Origin of the sequence: Saccharothrix variisporea (genome assembly GCF_003634995.1) — a bacterium.
Taxonomy (GTDB): domain Bacteria; phylum Actinomycetota; class Actinomycetes; order Mycobacteriales; family Pseudonocardiaceae; genus Actinosynnema; species Actinosynnema variisporeum.
On the sequence record NZ_RBXR01000001.1, the window covers coordinates 1,502,069 to 1,520,504 of the forward strand.

The following is an 18,436-nucleotide window of genomic DNA, read 5'->3' on the forward strand; positions in this document are numbered from 1 at the left end:
TGCGTTGTCCGAGGGGTGGACGAGTTCTTGGCTCCGCGCCGGTTCCTGGCTGTGGGCCGTCGGCGGGGTGTGCCGGCGCGAGTGGTGAGCGTGGCGGCGGCGTTGCTGGTGGTGTTCGCGCTGGTGGCGCCGGCCGACCTGGAGCGGTTCACGGTGGGTGCGTTCCTGCGGGTGCCGGTCGAAGGGCTGCTCGGGGTGGTGCTCGTGCTCGTCGTGCCCGGTCGGGCGCGGTGGGTGGTGGCCGGGGTCGGCGGGGCGGCGCTCGGGCTGGTGGTGGTGCTGAAGGTGCTGGACATCGGGTTCGACCTGGTGCTGTACCGGCCGTTCGACCCGGTGCTGGACTGGCCGCTGTTCGAGCCCGCGGTGGACTTCGTGTCCGTGACGGCAGGGTCGGTGGCGGCCGGTGCGGCGGTGGTGGGCGCGGTGCTGGTGGCGGTGGGCGTGGTCGTGCTGTGCGTGGTGGCGGTGCTGCGGTTGAGCCGGATCGTGGTGCGGCGACGGCTGGTCGCCACCCGGGTCGTGGCCGTGGTGGCGGTCGGGTGGATCAGCCTGGCGTTGCCGGGGGTGCCGGTGGCGTCGAACAGTGCGGCGGCGTTCGTGTACGAGCACGCGCGGCAGGTGCGGGCTGGGTTGCACGACCGGGAGGCGTTCGCGGAGTCGGCGTCGGTGGACGCGTTTCGGGACGTTCCGGGTGAGCGGCTGCTGACGTCGTTGCGGGGCAAGGACGTTGTGGTTGTCTTTGTGGAGAGCTACGGGCGGGCGGCTGTTGACGATGCCGGGGTTGCGCGAGTCCTCGACGACGGGACGCGGCGGTTGGCGGCGGCCGGGTTCGGGGCGCGCAGCGCGTTCCTGACCTCGTCTACGGCCGGCGGTGGGAGTTGGTTGGCGCACGCGACCCTGTTGTCCGGGTTGTACGTCGACAACCAGCAGCGGTACCGGACGCTGGTGAGCAGTGACCGGATGACGTTGAGCGCCGCTTTTGAGCGGGCCGGGTGGCGGACGGTCGGAGTCATGCCGGGTATCACGCGGGCTTGGCCGGAGGGGGCGTTCTTCGGGTACGACTGCGTTTATCCGGCGGACCGGCTGGGGTACCGGGGGCCGCGGTTCGGGTACGCGACCACGCCGGACCAGTTCACGTTGGCGGCCTTCGAGCGGCTGGAACGGGGGCCGGGGCGGGAGCGGGGGCCTGGGCGGGAGCGGGGAAGGCCGGTCATGGCGACGATTCCGCTGGTCACCTCGCATGCGCCTTGGGGGCCGTTGCCGCGGTTGGTGCCGTGGGAGTCGTTGGGTGACGGGTCGGTGTTCGGGTCGATGGCGTCGGGCGAGGTCGCGCCGGACGCGATCTTCAGCCGGGACCCTCGGCAGGTGCGCGCCGACTACGGGCGGTCGGTGGAGTACTCGGTGGAGACGTTGGTGTCGTACGTCGAGCACTACGGGGATGAGGAGTTGGTGTTGGTCTTCTTGGGCGACCACCAGCCGGCCCAGGTGGTGACCGGGGCCGGGGCTTCTCGGGACGTGCCGATCACCGTTGTCGCTCGGGACCCGGGTGTGGTGGCGCGGGTTGCGGGGTGGGGGTGGTCGGAAGGGTTGCGGCCGGGTGAGGCGGCTCCGGTGTGGCCGATGGAGAGCTTTCGGGACCGGTTCCTGGGTGCGTTCTAGGTTTAGTGCGGGTTGACTTAAGTGCGGGTTGTGTTAGTGCGGGTTGCCGCGGGGGCGTAGGCGGCCGGTGGGGAGGGGCGGGGCCGGGAGGCGGTTGCCCGGGTAGCCCTCGACGCGGCCGAAGCGGTCGGACTCGGCCTGCCACTCGTCGCGGAACCGGACGATCTCCTCGTGGGTGCGGCCGACGAAGTTCCACCACATGACGATCTCCTCGCCGAACGGGGTCCCGCCGAGCAGCACGAGGCGCGCGGGGTCGTCGCCGGGGTTGTGGAGGTGGAGTTTCGTCGGGCCGGTGGGCGCGTAACCGAGCTCGCCGCGCTTGAGCGGGGTGCCGTTGAGGGTGGCCGAGCCCTGGTCGACCAGGACGCCGTGTTCGAACGTCGGGTCCACGTCGAGGGCGAGGCGTGCGTCCTTGTCCAGCACCAGTTCCGCCCCGAGGAGCGGGGTGTGGGTGGGCACCGGGGAGGTGTCACCGCAGAGGGTTCCGAGGAACACCCGGACCACGGCGCCTTCGAGCGGGATGGGCGAGGGGACGTGGTGCTGGAAGGCGCGTGGAGCGTCGCGGTCGGCATCGGGCAGCGCGATCCAGAGTTGGACGCCGTGCAGGGTGGTCGTGGTCGGCGTGGAGACCTCGGAGTGGCAGATCCCCGAGCCGCCGGTCATCAGGTTCAGCTCGCCGGGGCGGACCAGGGCGTGGACGCCGAGGCTGTCGCGGTGCTCGATCTCGCCGGTGAACAGCCAACTGGCCGTCTGCAACCCGGTGTGCGGGTGCGGGGCGACGTCCATCCCGCCGGTCTCCGACACGTCGTCGGGCCCGTAGTGGTCGGCGAAGCACCAGGCCCCGATCATGGTCCGCTCGCGCTGCGGGAGCGTGCGCCGCACCGACATGGCCCGTGGTCCGCCGAGGGGGACGTCCCGAGGGGTCAGCACCTCGACCGGGTGGTGGCCGGCGGTGCTGCCGCACACCAGTTCGGCGGGTGTCGCCTCGACGTTGCTCATGACCGGACCGCGTGGGTGATGACCATCTGACCATCGTACAAAGGAGCAGAAGTCACAAGCTGAGGAGTAAGAGCCGGCAAAAGCTGAAAAGCGGCGCTCGCCGCGCGGCAGGCCCCCGGGGGAGGGAAGGGCGTCGGTTTCTTTCCCCGTCCGGCCTGCCGGAGGCAACCACACTTGGCCCGTTTGAGCAACCGGAAAAGCTGGTTGCACAAACGGACCAAGCGCGGTTGGGCTGCGCCCAGGCCGGACGGGGAAAGAAACCGAGGCCCTTCCTGTGGGCTTGGCAGCACGGCGAAACGCAACCCGCCCTTCGGGCGTGGCGCGGGCGGTGGGGTAGTGGGTCGCGTGGGCTTGCGGCCGGCGGGTCCGAACAGCGGGCTGGGTTGTGGGGCGCGCAGGGTGGTGCACTGCCGGGTGCGGTGCCGTGGGTGGGGTGGGGGTGGTTGGGGTGGTGCTCTGTCGGTTGGCGGGTGGGCGTGGGCTGCCGGTTGGCGGGTGGTGGTGGGCTGTCGGTTGGCGGGATTGTTGTGAGTGGTGCGTTGGTGGTGTGAGGGGGTGGGGGCAGGCTGTGGGTATGGCGTCGCTGTCTGCGGTGGAAGAGGCTTGGGAGGCTGTTCGGCTTGCTGAGGCCAATCCTGCTCGGTCCGTGCCTGCTGCTCAGCGTGCTTTGCGGCGGGCTGAGCGGGAGGGGGATGTCGAGGCTGTCGCGGTTGCGGAGCAGGCGTGGGGGCATGCCTTGATGCAGACCGGGGACATGGACGAGTGCGTTCGGCGTTTGCGGCGGTCTGTGCGGTGTGCCGAGCGGGTTGGGCGGGGTGAGGTTGCCGGGCGGAGTCGGATGAAGATGGCGTTCGCCTTGGCTCAGCGGGGGTCCACGCGAGCGGCGTTGCGGGAGGTTGACGCCGCTGTTCGGGTGTTGACCGGGGTGGCGGGGGCCAAGGCTCGGGCGCAGCGGGGGGCCGTGTTCCACCAGATCGGGCGGTTGGACGAGGCGTTCGCCGACTACCAGGTCGCGGTGCGGGTGTTGCGGCGGGCCGGGGATCGGTTGGGGGTGCAGCGGACCATCGTGAACCGGGCGCTGTTGCAGGCCGAGCGGCACGAGTTCGAGGCGGCGCAGCGGGACCTGGTCGAGGCGGACGGGATCGCCCGGGAGCTCGGGCGGGAACTGGCGGTGGGGATCATCACCGGCAACATCGGGTACGTGGCCGGGTTGCGCGGTGACGTGCCGGCGGCGCTGGCGGCGTTCGAGGAGGCCGAGCGGATCATCGGCGGTCAGGGTGGGCAGGTCGCCGCCGTGTTGCAGGACCGGGCGGCGCTGCTGCTGTCCGTGGGGCTGATGACGGAGGCGCGGCAGGTCGCGTTGCGGGCCGTGGAGGCGTTTCGTCGGCACGGGCGGACGTTGAAGGTGCCGGAGATGCAGTTGCTGCTGGCGCAGGTGGCGTTGTCCGAAAGGGACTGGACGACCGCTGCCGGGCACGCCCGGACCGCGTTGCAGGGGTTCAAGGGGCAGGGACGGGCGCGGTGGGTCGCGTTGGCGCGGGCGGTGGTGCTTCAGGCGACCTTGGGTGCGGGTGAACCGGATCGGGTGGCCGCGCGGGACGTCGATGCCACGGTTGCGGCGTTGGCCGGGCGTCCGCTTGCCGCTGTGCAGGCCCGGTTGGACGCGGCGCGGCTCGCCGAGTCGCGGGGGCGGGACGACGTGGCTTCCGGGTATCTGGCGGAGGCGGCGCGGGTGCGGCGGCGAGGGCCGGCGACGTTGCGGGCGCGGGGCTGGTACGCCGAGGCGTTGCGTCGTAGGCGGCATGATCCGGTAGGGGCGATGCGGGCGGCGCGTCAAGGGCTGCGGGTGTTGGACGAGCACCACGCGGCGTTGGCGGCCAGCGACCTGAGGGCGTACTCCGCTGCGCACCGGGCCGAGTTGGTGGATGTGGGGTTGCGGATCGCGCTGGCGGAGGGGCGTCCGGCTCGGGTGTTCGAGTGGGCCGAGCGGGGGCGGGCCAGTCGGTTGCTGGTGCGGCAGGTCCGGCCGCCGGACGACCCACGGCTGGCGGCGCTGCTGCCCGAGTTGCGGGTTGTCACCGCCGAGTTGGACCGGGCGCGGGCCGAGGGCCGGTACACCGGTCGGCTCGTGTCTCGCCAGGTCGAACTGGAACGGCGCATCCGCGACCGGAGCCGGCTGTTGCGGGCCGAGGTGTCGTTGCCGGGGCCGGTGGCGGTGCGGGACCTGGCGGCGGCGTTGGGTGACCGGGTGCTGGTCGAGTACGTGCAAGTGGACGACCGGTTGCTGGCGGTGTCCCTGGTGGACGGTCGGCTGCGGCTGCACGACCTGGCGTCGGGTGCGGAGGTGGCCGAACTGGTGGAACGGGTGGCGTTCGCGTTGCGACTGGGTTCCGCGCGGGCCTCCGTGCTGCTGCGGGACGTGGCCGCGCGCCTGGACGCCCTGCTGCTGCCGTTCCCGGGCGACCGGCCGCTGGTGGTCGTGCCGACCGGGGTTCTGCACAGCCTGCCGTGGTCGGTCCTGCCCTCGTGCGCGGGACGCCCGGTGGCGGTGTCGCCGTCGGCGGCGCTGTGGCACCAGGCGGCGACCCGGCCACCGTCGTCGGGTGAGGTCGTGGTGGCGGGCGGGCCGGGGCTGCCGGGTGCGCGGGAGGAGGCGCAGGCGGTGGCCGCCCTGTACGGCCGGACAGCGTTGGTCGACGGTGAAGCGACCGTGGAGGCCGTGCTGTCGGCGCTGGAGACGGCCGCCACCGCGCACCTCGCCACGCACGGCGTCCTGGCGTCGGACAACCCGCTGTTCTCGGCGCTGCGGTTGCACGACGGCCAGCTGAACGTGCACGACGTGCAACGGCTCAAGCGGGTGCCGGACACCGTGCTGCTGGCGGCGTGCGACGTGGGCCGGTCGGTCGTGGTGTCCGGTGACGAGCTGCTGGGCCTGAGCGCGACCTTCATCGAACGCGGCACGGCCCGCGTGATCGCGTCCGTGGTGCCCATCCCGGACGCCGAGACCAAACCGTTGATGACCGCCGTGCACCGGCACTTGGTGGCGGGCGTGGCACCGGCTCGCGCGCTGGCGTTGGCTCAGCAGGAGGTCGGCCCGTCCGGGTTCGTGTGCATCGGCGCGGGGTGAGACGAGGGCCTGCCGGGTGCTTCCGGCAGGCCCCGGGGAACGGTCACTTCTTCTGGTTGAACCGCAGCATGTTGCCGGCCGGGTCGCGGAAGGCGCAGTCGCGGACGCCGTAGGGCTGGTCCATCGGCTCCTGGAGCACCTCGCCGCCGGCGGCGCGGATGCGCTCGAAGGTGGCGTCGACGTCGTCGGTCGTGAAGATCACACCGCGCAGCAGCCCCTTGGCCAGCAGCTCGGCGGCGGCCTCCTTGTCGGCTGCGGTGGCGTTGGGCGTCGCGACGGCCGGCTCGAGCACGATGTCCACATCGGGCTGACCCGGCGCGCCGACGGTCACCCAGCGCATGCCCTCGAAACCGACGTCGTTGCGCACTTCCAGGCCGAGCGCGTCGCGGTAGAAGTCCAGCGCCTTGTCGTGGTCGTCGACCGCGATGAAACAGGTGGAAACCTTGATGTCCATGCCGGTCACGCTAGTTCCGGGGACCCGGTTTCGCTTCTCCGTTCCTGATCGGTCGCAGGTACATCTTCGCGATGCAGGCGGGGATGGCGGCACCGTCCTCGTGGTCGCGCGCCCGGTAGGCGCTGGGACTCTCCCCGACCAGCTCGGTGAACCGCGTGCTGAACGACCCGAGCGACGTACACCCGACCGCGAAGCACACCTCGGTGACGGAGAGGTCCCCACGGCGCAGGAGAGCTTTCGCGCGCTCGATGCGGCGGGTCATCAGGTAGCTGTAGGGGGTCTCGCCGAACGCGGCGCGGAAGCTGCGCGAGAAGTGACCCGGCGACATGAGGGCGACCCGGGCCAGCGCGGTCACGTCGAGCGGCTGCGCGTAGTCCCGGTCCATGGTGTCGCGGGCACGACGCAGCCGGACGATGTCGTCCAACGGCACCCGACCACGATCTTTCACACCGACCACGATCTCACACGCGCGGCCTCATCGGCGCTGCGATGGGCGGGTTGGCGGGTTGGCGGGTGGGTTGGTGGGTTGGTGGGCTGGCGGGTGGGGAGAGGGCGAGGGCACGGGGTCGGGGCGGCCAGCGGGGCGGCGGGCACGGGCTTGCGGCGGCGCGCGGGCTGGCCGCAGCGGCGGCGGCGGGCGGCAGGCGGCAGGCGGCGGCGCGCCGGCGGCTCGTGCAGTGGCGGGCCGGGCGCGAGGCGAGCTGGCGGCGGGCGTGGCAGTGGTGGTGGAGGCGGGCGGGTGGGGCGTTCGCTGGAGCCTTACGCTGGCCGCGTCGGGCGTGGTCTCCGGCCCCCTCCGACAAAACCCGCGCAACCGGGCTCAGCCGGCCGCCTGCCACGGTGCGAAACGGCCGCCGTCCTGTTCGGATGACGTGTGCAGTCGGCCGTCCGCGCCGATCGCCAGCAGCACCACTCGGCCGTTGCCGTCCACCGCCGCGGTCGGGTAGTCGAGGGGGTCGCCGCCTGCCGACGTGCCGTCGACCGACACCCCGCCGTCCTTGTCGCGGCCGACGACCATCACGCGGTCGTGTGCGTACACCGTTGCCGGGCGGCCGGGGCCATCAGGGCCCGGGGAGCGGGTTGGGGGTGTCCACTTGCCGTTGGTGCGGGTTGTGGTCGCGAGCTCGCCCGTGTCGGCGACGGGGTACACGACGGTGAGAGTGTCGTCTTTGCCGTAGACGGCGCTCGGTGGGCCAGCGGGTGCGGGCCAAGGGCCATCCGAAGGGTTCCACGCACCGGACCAGTGGACGGGCGCGTCCCTCGTCGAACCCAAGACCTCGGGGGTGCCGGACGGGCCGGTCACGGCGGTGAGGCCATCGGTGATGGGCGTGGCACCCGGGCGACCCAACCTCGTCCACGGGCCCCACACGCCGGAACGGTCCTGTTCGGACCGGCTGACGCCGCCGCCTGCGTCGCGCACGAAGACCGCCACGCGGCCATCGGCGTACGCGGCGGCGGTCGGGGTGCCCACGCGGACGTCGCCGGGGTCCGGGCTGCCCAGTGACGCCCAGCCCCGGTCGTCGCGGCACGTGATGTCGTGGCTGTCCAGGAGGCGACCGCAGACCGTTGGGCCGTTCTTGCCCCGGGTCGCCGACAGGCCGAACGCCAGTTTGCCGCCGGGGCCGCCCAGGTCGTCCAGCCGCTCCCAGCGGTCGCCGTGCCGGCGCCAGCCCAGCAGGCGCTTGCCCTGGGGGGCGTACGCCCGGAGGCCGTCGTCGGTGCGGACGACCCACTGGGTGCCGCGGTCCCAGCGGTAGTACATGCGGCGGGGCCAGGCGTCGTAGGACGGGTGGCCGGTCGCGTTGCGGTCGTGGGCCTGGTAGGCCGCGAAGTCGCCGATCTTCTCCTCCTGCCGGGCGGGCGGGAGGTTCACCGGGGAGGCGTCGGTGTTGTAGTCGCGGTAGCCGACCACGACCAGGCGCGGGTGCTCCGGCGAGCGCTGGTAGACCCGAGCGGCCTCCTCGGTGAAGCGCGCGCCCACGACGTGGTCGGGGTGGTCGTGCCAGGGCTTCCACTGCGGGTAGTCCGGGTCCGGGTCGCTGTCCTGCACGCGCAGCACGGTCGGCCGGAAGTCGTCCATGAGCTCGACCAGGACCCTGATCAGGCCGTTCCCGGTGTAGGTGGACGGGCCGGGCATCTTGCCGCCGGTCGGTGTGAGGGTGTCCACCGACACCACTCCCCCGGCCCGGTCCTTCCACAGCCGCCGCAGGGCGCCGCGACCGCCGTCCGCGCGCGGGTCGCCGTCCTCGGGCAGGTTCAGGAACACCAGCGTGACCTGCGGTTTCGCCTTCAGCGTGTAGCGCTCGCCGACCCGGCCGCCGGCGAGGTCCGCCGCGGTGCCGTCCCACTCGTCGGGCACCCCGGCCATCCGCGCGTACGCCGCCCGCGCCCCGGCCTGGCGGGACGCCGAGTAGCCGTTCGCGTCGGGCACCTCGGCCTCGCCGGCGGTGAGGAACACCGTCTCCACCCGCCGCCCGGACCGCACCGCCTCCCGCACGTCGGGGTTCATGAACAGCAGGTCGTCGTCGTGGTGGGCCACGACCTGGAGGTAGGCGACGTCGGACGCGCCGGCCGGGTCGGGTGCGGGCCCGCCACAGGCGATGACCAGCCCGAGGACGAGCGCGGCGAGCGCCACGACCGGTCGTGCCCGTGCCATCGGTTAGCGTCGCCCCCATCCCGCGTGTCGGCGCGGGACAGGCTACCGACACAATGGCGGGCGGGGACCAGCAGGACGGGCGGAGCAACGCAATACGGGTGTCCGGCGTCGGTAATGGGTGTGGACCGCCGCCGATAGTCCCAGGAGTACTCGGAACGACACGGGTCAAGGGGAGTTGTGCGCATCTCAGTCGTGGTGCCGTGCTTCAACGAGGAAGCCGGGCTGGAAGAGCTGTACGCGGCGCTGAGCCGCGTGCTCCCGCCGTTGGGCGGTGACTTCGAGGTCCTGCTCGTCGACGACGGCAGCACCGACAAGACGCTGCCCCTGCTGCGCACGATCGCCGAACGCGACGCCCGGTTCAAGTACCTCGCGCTGAGCCGCAACTTCGGCAAGGAAGCCGCCATGCTGGCGGGCCTGAGCCACGCCACCGGCGACTACGTCGCGATCATGGACGCCGACCTCCAGCACCCGCCCGAGCTGCTGGGCCGCATGGTCGAGATGGTCGGCGCGGGCTACGACCAGGTCATCGCGCGGCGCACCCGCAAGGGCGAGGCCACGGTCCGCAAGCTGGTGTCCACCCTGTACTACAAGATGATCAACAAGGTGATCGACGTCGAGCTGGAGAACGGCGTCGGCGACTTCCGCGTGCTGAGCAGGCGCGCGGTGCAGGCGCTGCTGTCGCTGGGCGAGTACAACCGGTTCTCCAAGGGCCTGTTCGCCTGGATCGGCTTCGACACCGCCGTGATCGACTACGAGAACGTCACCCGCTCGGCCGGCAACAGCAGCTGGACGTTCCGCAAGCTGCTCAACTACGGCATCGACGGCGTCGTGTCGTTCAACTCCAAGCCCCTGCGGGTCGCGATCTACCTGGGCGCGCTGGTCACCGTCCTGGCCTTCGCCTACGCGGTGTGGGTGCTGGTGGACGCGGTGCGCAACGGCGTGGACGCGCCCGGTTACGTGACCCTCATGTGCGGCGTGCTCGTGCTGGGCGGTCTGCAACTGCTGTTCCTGGGCGTGATCGGCGAGTACGTCGGCCGCATCTACTTCGAGTCCAAGCGCCGGCCGCACTTCCTGGTCAAGGAGTCGGCGGGCGCGGGCCACATCCCGGTGACCCTGCCGCTGGGACGCGAGCTGCCCGAGCACGCCGCCGAGGTGCGCGGCGAGGTCGTCGCCGGCCCGTTCGCGGAGCGGTCGACGCCGTGACCGCGAAACTCGGCCGGATCCTCCGGTTCGGACTGGTCGGCGTGCTCAACACGGCCGTGTACTACGCCCTGTACTACCTGTTCCAGCTCGCCCTGCCCTACATGGTCGCGCACGTGACCGCGTTCGTGCTGGCGATGGTCGGCTCGTACTTCATGAACTGCTTCTTCACGTTCCGCACGAAGCCGTCGTGGCGGACGTTCCTGCTGTTCCCGCTGTCGAACGTGACCAACTTCGTGGTCACCAGCACGGGCCTGTGGGTGCTGGTGAGGTGGTTCGCGGTCGACCAGCGCATCGCTCCCCTGCTCGCCGCCGCGGTGGCGATCCCGTTCACGTTCATCGTGGCGCAACTGGTGCTCACCGGCCGGTCGAAGCCCGTCGCGCCACCGATCAGGGAAGAGGAACGGACGTCGTGAGGACGCTCGTCCAGCGGCGGGTGTGGGGCCCGCTGGTCGCGTTCGGCGTGTGCGCCGCGGTCGTGCTGCTGGCCCAGGTGCCGTACCTGCGCAACAGGGTGTTCTACGTGTGGGACGACAGCGCGGTGCAGTTCATGCCCACCTGGCACCACCTGGGGCAACGGCTGCTGGACGGCGACTGGCCGCCGCTGCTGGACGTCGACGGCTGGATGGGCGGCAACCTGCCCGCCGAGGCGTTGTTCGGCATCTGGAACCCGGTCAACCTGGGCAACTACATCCTGGTGTCGCGGTTCGACGACCTCGGGCTGGCCGCGCTGGTGGTCAAGTCGGAGATCCTGGCGCTGCTCGCGCTGGGCGTCTACCTGGTGTGCCGGGAGCACGGCGCCGGGCGCGGGCCGTCGGCGGTGATCGCGATCGCGCTGCCGTTCAGCGGGTTCACCCTGTACTTCGACACCTCGTCGTGGATCGCCGGGCTGATGGCCTTCGCGTGGCTGCCCTACACGTGGTGGGCGGCGCGGCGGGCGGCGCGGGGCGCGTCGAGCCCGTTGTGGGCGATCTTGTTCGGGGCGCTGGCGGTGACCACGGGCAACCCGTACGGGCTGCTGGGCGTGTGCGTGGTGCTGGCGGCGTTGCTGGTGGAGAACTGGCTGCGCCGGGACCGGGCGGCGATGCTCAAGCTGGTCCTGATCGGCGGGCTGGTGGCGATGTTCGTGCCGCTGGTGTACCTGCCGCTGCTGGGGACGTCGTCGGTGACCGCGCGCGCCGGGCAGGGGTTCGCCAGCGACGGCATCCTGATGCCGCGCCTGTCGGACCTGCTGTCGATGAGCATGCCCAGCCACCGGCCGATGATCCGCACGTTCAGCCTGGACTACCGGCTGCACACGCCGGGCGTGTACTTCACGTGGTTCCTGGTGCCGCTGCTGCCGTGGCTGCACTGGCGGCGGCTGCGCGAGCGGTGGCGGGAGCTGTCGGGCGTGCTCGTCGTGCTCACGGCGTACGTGCTGCTGGCGATCGGCCCGTCGAACATGTGGATGTTCCGCTTCCCGCTGCGCCACCTGGAGGTCGTCTACCTGGCGATCGGCGTGCTGTTCGCGGTGGCGTTCACCGGCGGGCCGCGGTTCGACCACGTCCGGCGGCGGGTGGCGGCGACGGTCGCGGCGGTGCTGCTGTCGGGGTACCTGAGCTTCGCCGCCCAGCCGTGGCAGTGGCGGCAGCACGTGACGGCGTTCGCGCTGCTGGCGGTCGGGGTCGCGGTGTCGGTGGCGCTGGCCCGGTTCGTGCGCCCGCAGGCCACTTACGCGGCGCTGGTCGCGGGTGTGGGCGCGGCGCTGTTCCTGCAGATGTCGTGGTTCCCGGTGAACCTGGACGTGGCCGGGTACGGGTTCCCCAAGTCGGTGAAGGAGCTGAAGGCGCAGGCCCCGCCGCACGAGGGCACGACGTTCCCGGTCGGCACCGTGCTGCCGGGCAACGTGGGCCTGGTGACGGACCTGAAGTCCACCGGGTCGTACTCGGGCATGTCGTTCCGCGAGTTCGCCACGGCGACCTGCATGAACTACAAGGGCACGACGTGCGCCGCGAGCTTCCAGCAGATCCTCTCACCGACCGCCGTCGACGGGCGTGCGCTGGTGGACCTGCTGCGGGTCGGCACGATCCTGGTGCAGAACGACGTGCTGCCCGACGTCCAGGCCCCACCCGGGTGGCACATCGCGGACCGGACCGCCACGCACACGGCCCTGCGCCGCGACCAGCCCCTGCCGTGGCCGGGCGGTCGACTGTCCCACGCGTCCCCCGGCGTGCGCGTGACCTCGGACGTCTCACCGGACGACCGGGACGAGACGGTGAAGTTCACCAAGGACCGGGGGCAGTCGGGCTCGGTGGTGTTCGCCCGCCTCGCGTGGCCGGGGTACCGGGCAGAGCTGAACGGCCGCGAGCTGGCGACCCGACAGGGACCGGCGGGCCTGCTGGTGGTGGACCTGCCCGCGGACGCCGAGACCGGCGAGCTGACCATCCGCTGGACCCCGCCGGGCCTGGGCCTGGGCGTCGGCTTGGCCCTCGCGGGCCTGCTCGGGGCCTTGGCCTACGCCGTGATCAGCCGCCGACGCCCGAGGCGCGACCGCACTGTGCCTGCGGCGGAGGCACCTCAGGACCTCGCGGTCGCCAACGCCTGACGAACTGCCAAACCGACTGCCCGCCCAACTCCTCCGACCACCGCACGCGAGGATTTGTCGGTGCCCCGTGCGACGATCGAAGCGGGGGCCGGAGGCCACGGCCGCTGCGACACCGCGGCTCCGACACCGCAGCCCCGGCCCACTCGGCCGGCGTCACAGGGCGTCAGCAGGACTTGCGCAGGACGGTGCCGGAGGTGCCGGGCAGCGAGACCGACGTGACCGGCACGTTGCGCTCGTCCGCGTACGGCTCGGCCAGTTCGACCCGGACCGCCGGTGACCCGGTCGGGTTCGCGTTGACGATCACCGCGCCGCAGGTGAAGTCACGCTGGAACAGCTTCGACCCGATCTCGCGGTAGGGCTTCTCGGCCTTGCCCAGGTTCCAGTGGTACATGGGGTCGCGCGCGGTCGGGTCGCCGTAGTCGTCGGTCTTGTCCATCTCGGCGATGGCGGCCTTGTCACCCACGACGAGGAAGTAGCTCGCCATCGCGTACCGCAGCGGCTGGGTGCGGTTCGGGCTGAAGTGCGGCTGCACCCAGGTCAGCTTGCCGCGCCGCTCGTTGGCCGCGATCTCGGCGACCTGGCGGCTCCAGCCCTGGTCGTAGTCGGGCAGCAGGTTGTCGTTGGAGAACGTGATCCACCACTCGTCGAAACCGCCGTCGAGGTGCTCGGTGTAGGCCTCCCAGCCGCCGGTGTGCAGGCGGGCGTTGGACAGGTTGGCCACGGTCTTCAGCTTCGCCTCGGTGAACTTGGGGCGGGTGTTGGCGAGCATCGCCTTGTAGGCGGCCTGGATTGCGGCGTCGGTCGGGTACTTCTTCGGGCAGACGCCGGGGTGGTAGGCGTCGCACGGGAACAGGGCGTTGTCCATGAACACGCCGTCGAAGCCGCCGGCCTTGGCGTCGGCGATCACGTTGTCGGCCCAGGTGTTCTGGTAGGCGGTGTTGCCGACGTCCATCTGCCAGTGGCCGGGATAGCCGTCGTACTCCAGGCGCTTGCCCTTGCCGTCGACCAGGAACCAGTCGGGGTGCTTCTTGTCGGCCTCGCAGTAGCCCACGCCGGCGGGGAGGTGCTTGTCGTCCACGCCGCCCCGGCAGGCGTAGCTGCGCGTGGAGGAGAGGTCCTTGTAGACGAAGACCTGGACGTCGGGGTTGTAGTGCTTGATGCGGCGGCCGATGTCGTGCTCCCAGGCGTTGAGCACGATGTAGGCGTGCCGTCGGGCTTCGGCGGCCAACATCCACTCCGGCGTGGGCGTGCCGTTGAGGTGCAACCAGAACGACCGCGCGTGCCCGACCCCGACGTACGAGTCCCCGGCGGCAGGCGTGACGACCACAGCCACCATCATCCCCACCACCGCGACCAGCCGACCACCCCACCCACTCATGACCCACCTCGCCGCCCGCATGACACCGCCACCCCACGTCCGGGTGACGGCCCCGGTCACACTGCGTCCACTGTGGAGTGTCTACCCCGGTGCGGGGCGGCGAAACGTCGCCCGCCCACTCCGATTTCGGCACAACCGACCGACCAGTACTCACAAAGGGAATTCTGCAACGGAAATCTTCGCGTCGCACTACTCCGGAAGCGCGTGGATCGGCATGATTGCCGGGGTGGACGCAGAACCGCAGCACGGGCACGCGACTGTGCTCCATCGGATGACTCCCAGCCCTGCCGCGACGTCGAACTCGCTGTCGGGCCGGGTCGCGGGTCACGTGGTGCAAGCTGGGCACATCCACCAGGTAGACCTGCGGACCGGGGCGCCGGTCCGCACCCGGTACCACCTCCAAGTCCGCCGCATAGCACCCGGCGAACTGGTGGGCAGATCCGCCGAACTAGAGGAACTCGCGGCTTTTTGCACCTCGCCCGATCCATTCCCGAACTATTGGTGGTGGCGGGCCGACGCGTGGTCGGGAAAATCCGCGCTCATGGCGTGGTTCGCGCTGCACCCACCCGCCGGAGTGCGAGTGGTGTCGTTCTTCGTGACCGCACGCTTGCACGGTCAGAACGACCGGTCGGCCTTCGTCGACAACGTGCTGGAACAACTCCTCGCCCTCCTCGGCGAGGACATGCCGCAGTTCCTCGGGGAGTCCACCCGGGAAGCCCACCTCCTCGGCCTGCTCGCCGACGCCGCCGAGGCGTGCCGTACCCGGGACGAGCGGTTGGTCCTGCTGGTCGACGGTCTCGACGAGGACCGCGGTGTGGACACCGGACCCGACGTCCACAGCATCGCGGCACTGCTGCCGGTCGAGCCACCAGCGGGTATGCGGGTCGTCGTCTCCGGCCGGCCCAACCCGCCCATCCCCTCCGACGTCCCGCGCCACCACCCGCTCCGCCGGGGCGCGGTCGTCAGGGACCTGGCCCCGTCGCCGGAGGCGCACGCCGTGCGCGCCGAGATGGAACGCGAGCTCCGCAACCTCGTGCACGGCGGTCCGACCGAGCGGGACCTCCTCGGTCTGGTGGCCGCCACCGGCGGCGGCCTGACCGCCGGCGACCTCGCCGCGCTCACCGGCCGGTCGGAGTGGCAGGTCGGAGACCACCTCGCCACCGTGACGGGGCGCAGCTTCGCTCGACGGGATCCGGGCCACCACCCGGGTGACACCCGGGAGGTGTACGTCCTGGCGCACGAGGAACTCCAGGCCGCCGCCCTGGACATGCTGGGACCGTCCCGGCTGGCCGAGTACCGGGAACGCGTGCACCGGTGGGCCGACCGCTACCGGGCGCTGCGCTGGCCGCCGGACACCCCGGAGTACCTGCTGCGCGGCTACTACCCGATGTTGGTCGCCGCGGGCGACTCGACCCGCATGGTGGCGTGCGCGACCGACCCGGACCGGCACGACCGCATGCTCGACCTGTCCGGCGGTGACGCCGCGAGCCTGGCCGAGGTGACCACGGCGCAGCACGTGCTGGTGTCCGGCGAGCAGCCGGACGTCACCGAGATGATCCGGCTCGCCGTCCACCGGGACCACCTCGTCGAGCGCAACAGCGGGGTCCCGGTCGACCTCCCGGCGGTGTGGGCGCGGATCGGACACCCCAACCGCGCCGAGTCGATCGCCGACTCGATGCCCGACCTCGCCAACCGCGCCCGCGCTCTCGCCGGGGTCGCGGCGGCGACGACCGGACGCGGCGACCGTGCGACCACCCTGCTGGACCACGCCGAGCACATCGCCAGGGCGATCGGCGACCAGCCTCGCCGGGAAGACGCGCTGGTCGCCGTCGCTCGCACGGCCGCCGCGCTGGGCGAGGTGCGGCGGGCGGAAGACATCGCGCGGTCGCTGGCCGACCCGGCGTCCCGGGCGACCGCGTGGACCGGGATCGCGTCCGCCCTCGGCGACCACGTTCACCTGGACGCCGCCGAGTTCGAGGCACGTGCGTCGCGCGATCACGCCGAGCAGGCGTGGCTGCTCGGCTCGGTGCTGCGGGTGGCGGCGGAACTCGGCGAGTGGGGCAGGGCCGAGGCCATCGCCCGCTCCCTCGCGAACCCGGTGTCGCGGAACCACGCCCTGTTGTCCGTGGCGTCCGCCGCGGCCGCGCGTGCGGTGGACAAAGCCCGCTGCGGCAACAACATGCTCGCCTACGCCGAGGCGGTCGCGAGATCGGCGACGGCGTGCGCCGACCAGGTCTCCACCTTCGCCTCGCTCGCCCGGACGGCCGCCGCGGTCGGGGACCACGAGCGCGCGGCGCGGCTGGTCGACACCGCGGAACGGACCGCATTGGCGCTCGACCACCCCACCGCGCGGGCGTGGGCGCTCACCTCCGCGGCCCGCTGCGCGGCGGTGGCGGGCGAGGACGTCCGGGCGCGGTCCCTGGTGCGGGAGGCCGAGAGCGTCGTGGTGACGATCCGGTCCCCCGTCGAGCGCACCAGGCTGGCGGCGGCGCTGGCGGAGGCGACCGCGCACGTCGGTGAACCCGCTCGCGCCGAGGCTCTCGCCCGTGCGATCAACGATCCCGCGGCGAGGGCGGAAGCACTCGCCAAGGTGGTGCGCGCCGCCGTGGACGCCGGGGAGTTCGCCCGGGCCGAGATCCTCGCGGGTGCCATCGACTGCACGCGGGTGCGCACGGCAGCGTTGACGATGCTGGTCCGGCAGGCCTGCGCCCGCGGTGAGCTGCGCCGAGCCGAGGCAGTGGCCCGGTCCGTCGACGACCCGGCCGAACGAGCGCGCGCCCTCACCACCGTCGCCGGGGCGGCGGTCGGCGCCGGGGCCGAGGACCGGGCCGCGACCTTGTTGCAGCAGGCGGAGACAGCGGCCCGCGCGACCAGCGACTCGGCGGAACGGGCACGGGCGCTGAGCCGGGTCGCCGCACTGGTGGCCCCCTCGGACGACCCGGCGCGCGTGGCGGGCGTCCTCGACCGGGTCGAGCGCCTGTCCACGTCCGTCACCGGTGCGGCCGAACGCGGCTGGGTGTTGGCGTCCGTGGCCGAGGCGGCGGCAGCAGTCGGTCAGCTCGCACGAGCGGAGCGCACGGCGGGGCTGATCGCCAACCACGCGGAGCGCGCCCGCGCTCTTGCGTCGGTCGGACACGCCGCCGCGAGGACCGGTGACCTCACTCGCGCCGAGAACATCGCGGACGCGGTCACGGACATCGGCGAGCGGGCGGCGGTCCTGGTCGCGGTCGCGCGCGCCGCCGCGGATGCAGGCAATCCAGGACGGGCGTCGAAAGCCCTGGCGCGGCTGCACACCCTCGCCGACAGCGCGATCGACCACCGCAGCCGCGCGGCGGTGCTGGCCGCGGTGGCGGAGGCCGCGGCCGGCATGGGCGACCTGCCCGGGTTCCGCGCCGCTGTCGGCGAGATCACCGGCGTCACCGACCGGGCCGCTCCCCTGTCCGCGCTCGTGCGGACGGCGGTGGAACTCGGCCAGTTCGCCGACGCGGCGGGCATCGCACGGTGCATCGCCGACCCAGCCGACCAAGCCGAGGCCTTGTGGTCGGTGGCCGCGGCGGCGGCTCGAGCGGGCAGCTTCGCCGACGCGGTCGCGGTCGGCCGCACCATCCCGGGAGCCGTCCGGCAGACCCGCGCGCTGGCGGCGATCGTCCGCGCCACGGCGGGGTCGGTACTGGAGGAGCGCGGCGTCGAACTGCTGGAGTACGCCGACGCGATCGCGCACGCCGTGGTCGACCCGACCGAACGCGCCCTCGCGCTGACGGCGGTGGTCGACGCCGCCGCCGGCTTGGGCCGGCTCCAGCGGGCCCAGGAGGTCGCGCGGGCGATCACCAAACCGTCCGAACAGGCGACCGCCCTGCTGACCGTGCTGCGGGCCGCGATCCGGGCCGACGACCTCGACCGCGCGGAGGCCGTGGCGCGCGGCATGGCCAACCCGGCCGACCGGGCTTGGGCACTGACCGAGGCGGCGGACGCGGCCTCGGCCGCCGGGCACCGGGTACGTGCCCACCTGCTGCTCGACGACGCCGGCCACACGGCTGCGCGGATCACCAACCCGGTGGAGCGGTCCCGGACGCTGACGTCCGTCGCCCTGGCGGCGCGGGCCCACTCCCCCGATCGCGCCGACGAACTGCTCGACGAGGCCGAGAACATCGCCCGGTCCCTCCGAGATTCGGCACTCCAGACCTCCGCGTACCGGGCGCTGGCCGACGACACCGGTCCGGCGCGCCGGGCCCGCGCGATCGCCCGGATCTTCCTGGTCAACCGTTGGCCCACCGCGCTCGAGGCCGTGGGTGACCTCATGCCGCAAGCGTGCTCGCGGATCGCCGACGAGCTGGCGGCTATCGCCGAGTCCTCGGTGGTTGCGCGAACCGCTTGACGCC

Annotated in this window: 11 protein-coding genes; 6 read left to right on the forward strand and 5 right to left on the reverse strand. The window is 72.5% G+C overall.

Annotated elements, in window-relative coordinates; all coding sequences use genetic code 11:
* Positions 1–15: 15 nt before the first annotated feature.
* Positions 16–1,659, forward strand: coding sequence for an alkaline phosphatase family protein (locus DFJ66_RS06500; RefSeq protein WP_246029611.1), 1,644 nt, complete (start codon positions 16–18; stop codon positions 1,657–1,659).
* A 33-nt stretch (positions 1,660–1,692) separates the two neighbouring features.
* Here DFJ66_RS06500 and DFJ66_RS06505 read toward each other — a convergent pair whose 3' ends face one another.
* Positions 1,693–2,658, reverse strand: a complete 966-nt coding sequence (locus tag DFJ66_RS06505; RefSeq protein WP_121218899.1) for a pirin family protein — start codon at positions 2,656–2,658, stop codon at positions 1,693–1,695.
* An 838-nt stretch (positions 2,659–3,496) separates the two neighbouring features.
* On the opposite strand from DFJ66_RS06505, the gene DFJ66_RS44905 reads away from it, so the two are divergent.
* On the forward strand, positions 3,497–5,785 hold the full coding sequence (locus tag DFJ66_RS44905; protein ID WP_147459182.1) for a CHAT domain-containing protein: 2,289 nt from the start codon (positions 3,497–3,499) through the stop codon (positions 5,783–5,785).
* Between the two features lie 43 nt (positions 5,786–5,828).
* Here DFJ66_RS44905 and DFJ66_RS06515 read toward each other — a convergent pair whose 3' ends face one another.
* The 3 genes from DFJ66_RS06515 to DFJ66_RS06525 form a co-directional block, all read right to left on the reverse strand.
* Positions 5,829–6,239: a VOC family protein gene (locus tag DFJ66_RS06515; protein ID WP_121230770.1), complete on the reverse strand. Its 411-nt coding sequence runs from the start codon at positions 6,237–6,239 to the stop codon at positions 5,829–5,831.
* A gap of 10 nt (positions 6,240–6,249) precedes the next feature.
* Positions 6,250–6,624, reverse strand: a complete 375-nt coding sequence (locus DFJ66_RS06520; RefSeq protein WP_211351551.1) for a helix-turn-helix transcriptional regulator — start codon at positions 6,622–6,624, stop codon at positions 6,250–6,252.
* Positions 6,625–7,059: 435 nt separating this feature from the next.
* Positions 7,060–8,895, reverse strand: coding sequence for a PIG-L family deacetylase (locus DFJ66_RS06525; protein WP_121218905.1), 1,836 nt, complete (start codon positions 8,893–8,895; stop codon positions 7,060–7,062).
* A 177-nt stretch (positions 8,896–9,072) separates the two neighbouring features.
* Between DFJ66_RS06525 and DFJ66_RS06530 the strand changes: the two genes are divergently transcribed.
* The 3 genes from DFJ66_RS06530 to DFJ66_RS06540 are packed head-to-tail and all read left to right on the forward strand — an operon-like array spanning position 9,073 to position 12,679.
* The gene (locus tag DFJ66_RS06530; RefSeq protein ID WP_121218907.1) at positions 9,073–10,098 is read left to right on the forward strand and encodes a glycosyltransferase family 2 protein; all 1,026 of its coding nucleotides are present in this window, start codon (positions 9,073–9,075) and stop codon (positions 10,096–10,098) included.
* Positions 10,095–10,511: a GtrA family protein gene (locus tag DFJ66_RS06535; RefSeq protein ID WP_121218909.1), complete on the forward strand. Its 417-nt coding sequence runs from the start codon at positions 10,095–10,097 to the stop codon at positions 10,509–10,511. The genes DFJ66_RS06530 and DFJ66_RS06535 overlap by 4 nt, the downstream gene beginning before the upstream one ends.
* Complete coding sequence (locus DFJ66_RS06540; RefSeq protein ID WP_121218912.1) at positions 10,508–12,679, forward strand: hypothetical protein; 2,172 nt, start codon at positions 10,508–10,510, stop codon at positions 12,677–12,679. Before DFJ66_RS06535 ends, DFJ66_RS06540 begins: the two co-directional genes overlap by 4 nt.
* 163 nt (positions 12,680–12,842) lie before the next feature.
* Here the strand turns inward: DFJ66_RS06540 and DFJ66_RS06545 are convergent, their stop codons facing one another.
* Positions 12,843–14,057, reverse strand: coding sequence for a putative glycoside hydrolase (locus tag DFJ66_RS06545; RefSeq protein ID WP_170199161.1), 1,215 nt, complete (start codon positions 14,055–14,057; stop codon positions 12,843–12,845).
* Between the two features lie 541 nt (positions 14,058–14,598).
* Here DFJ66_RS06545 and DFJ66_RS42100 point away from each other — a divergent pair.
* Complete coding sequence (locus tag DFJ66_RS42100) at positions 14,599–18,432, forward strand: hypothetical protein (protein WP_147459183.1); 3,834 nt, start codon at positions 14,599–14,601, stop codon at positions 18,430–18,432.
* Positions 18,433–18,436 lie beyond the last annotated feature (4 nt).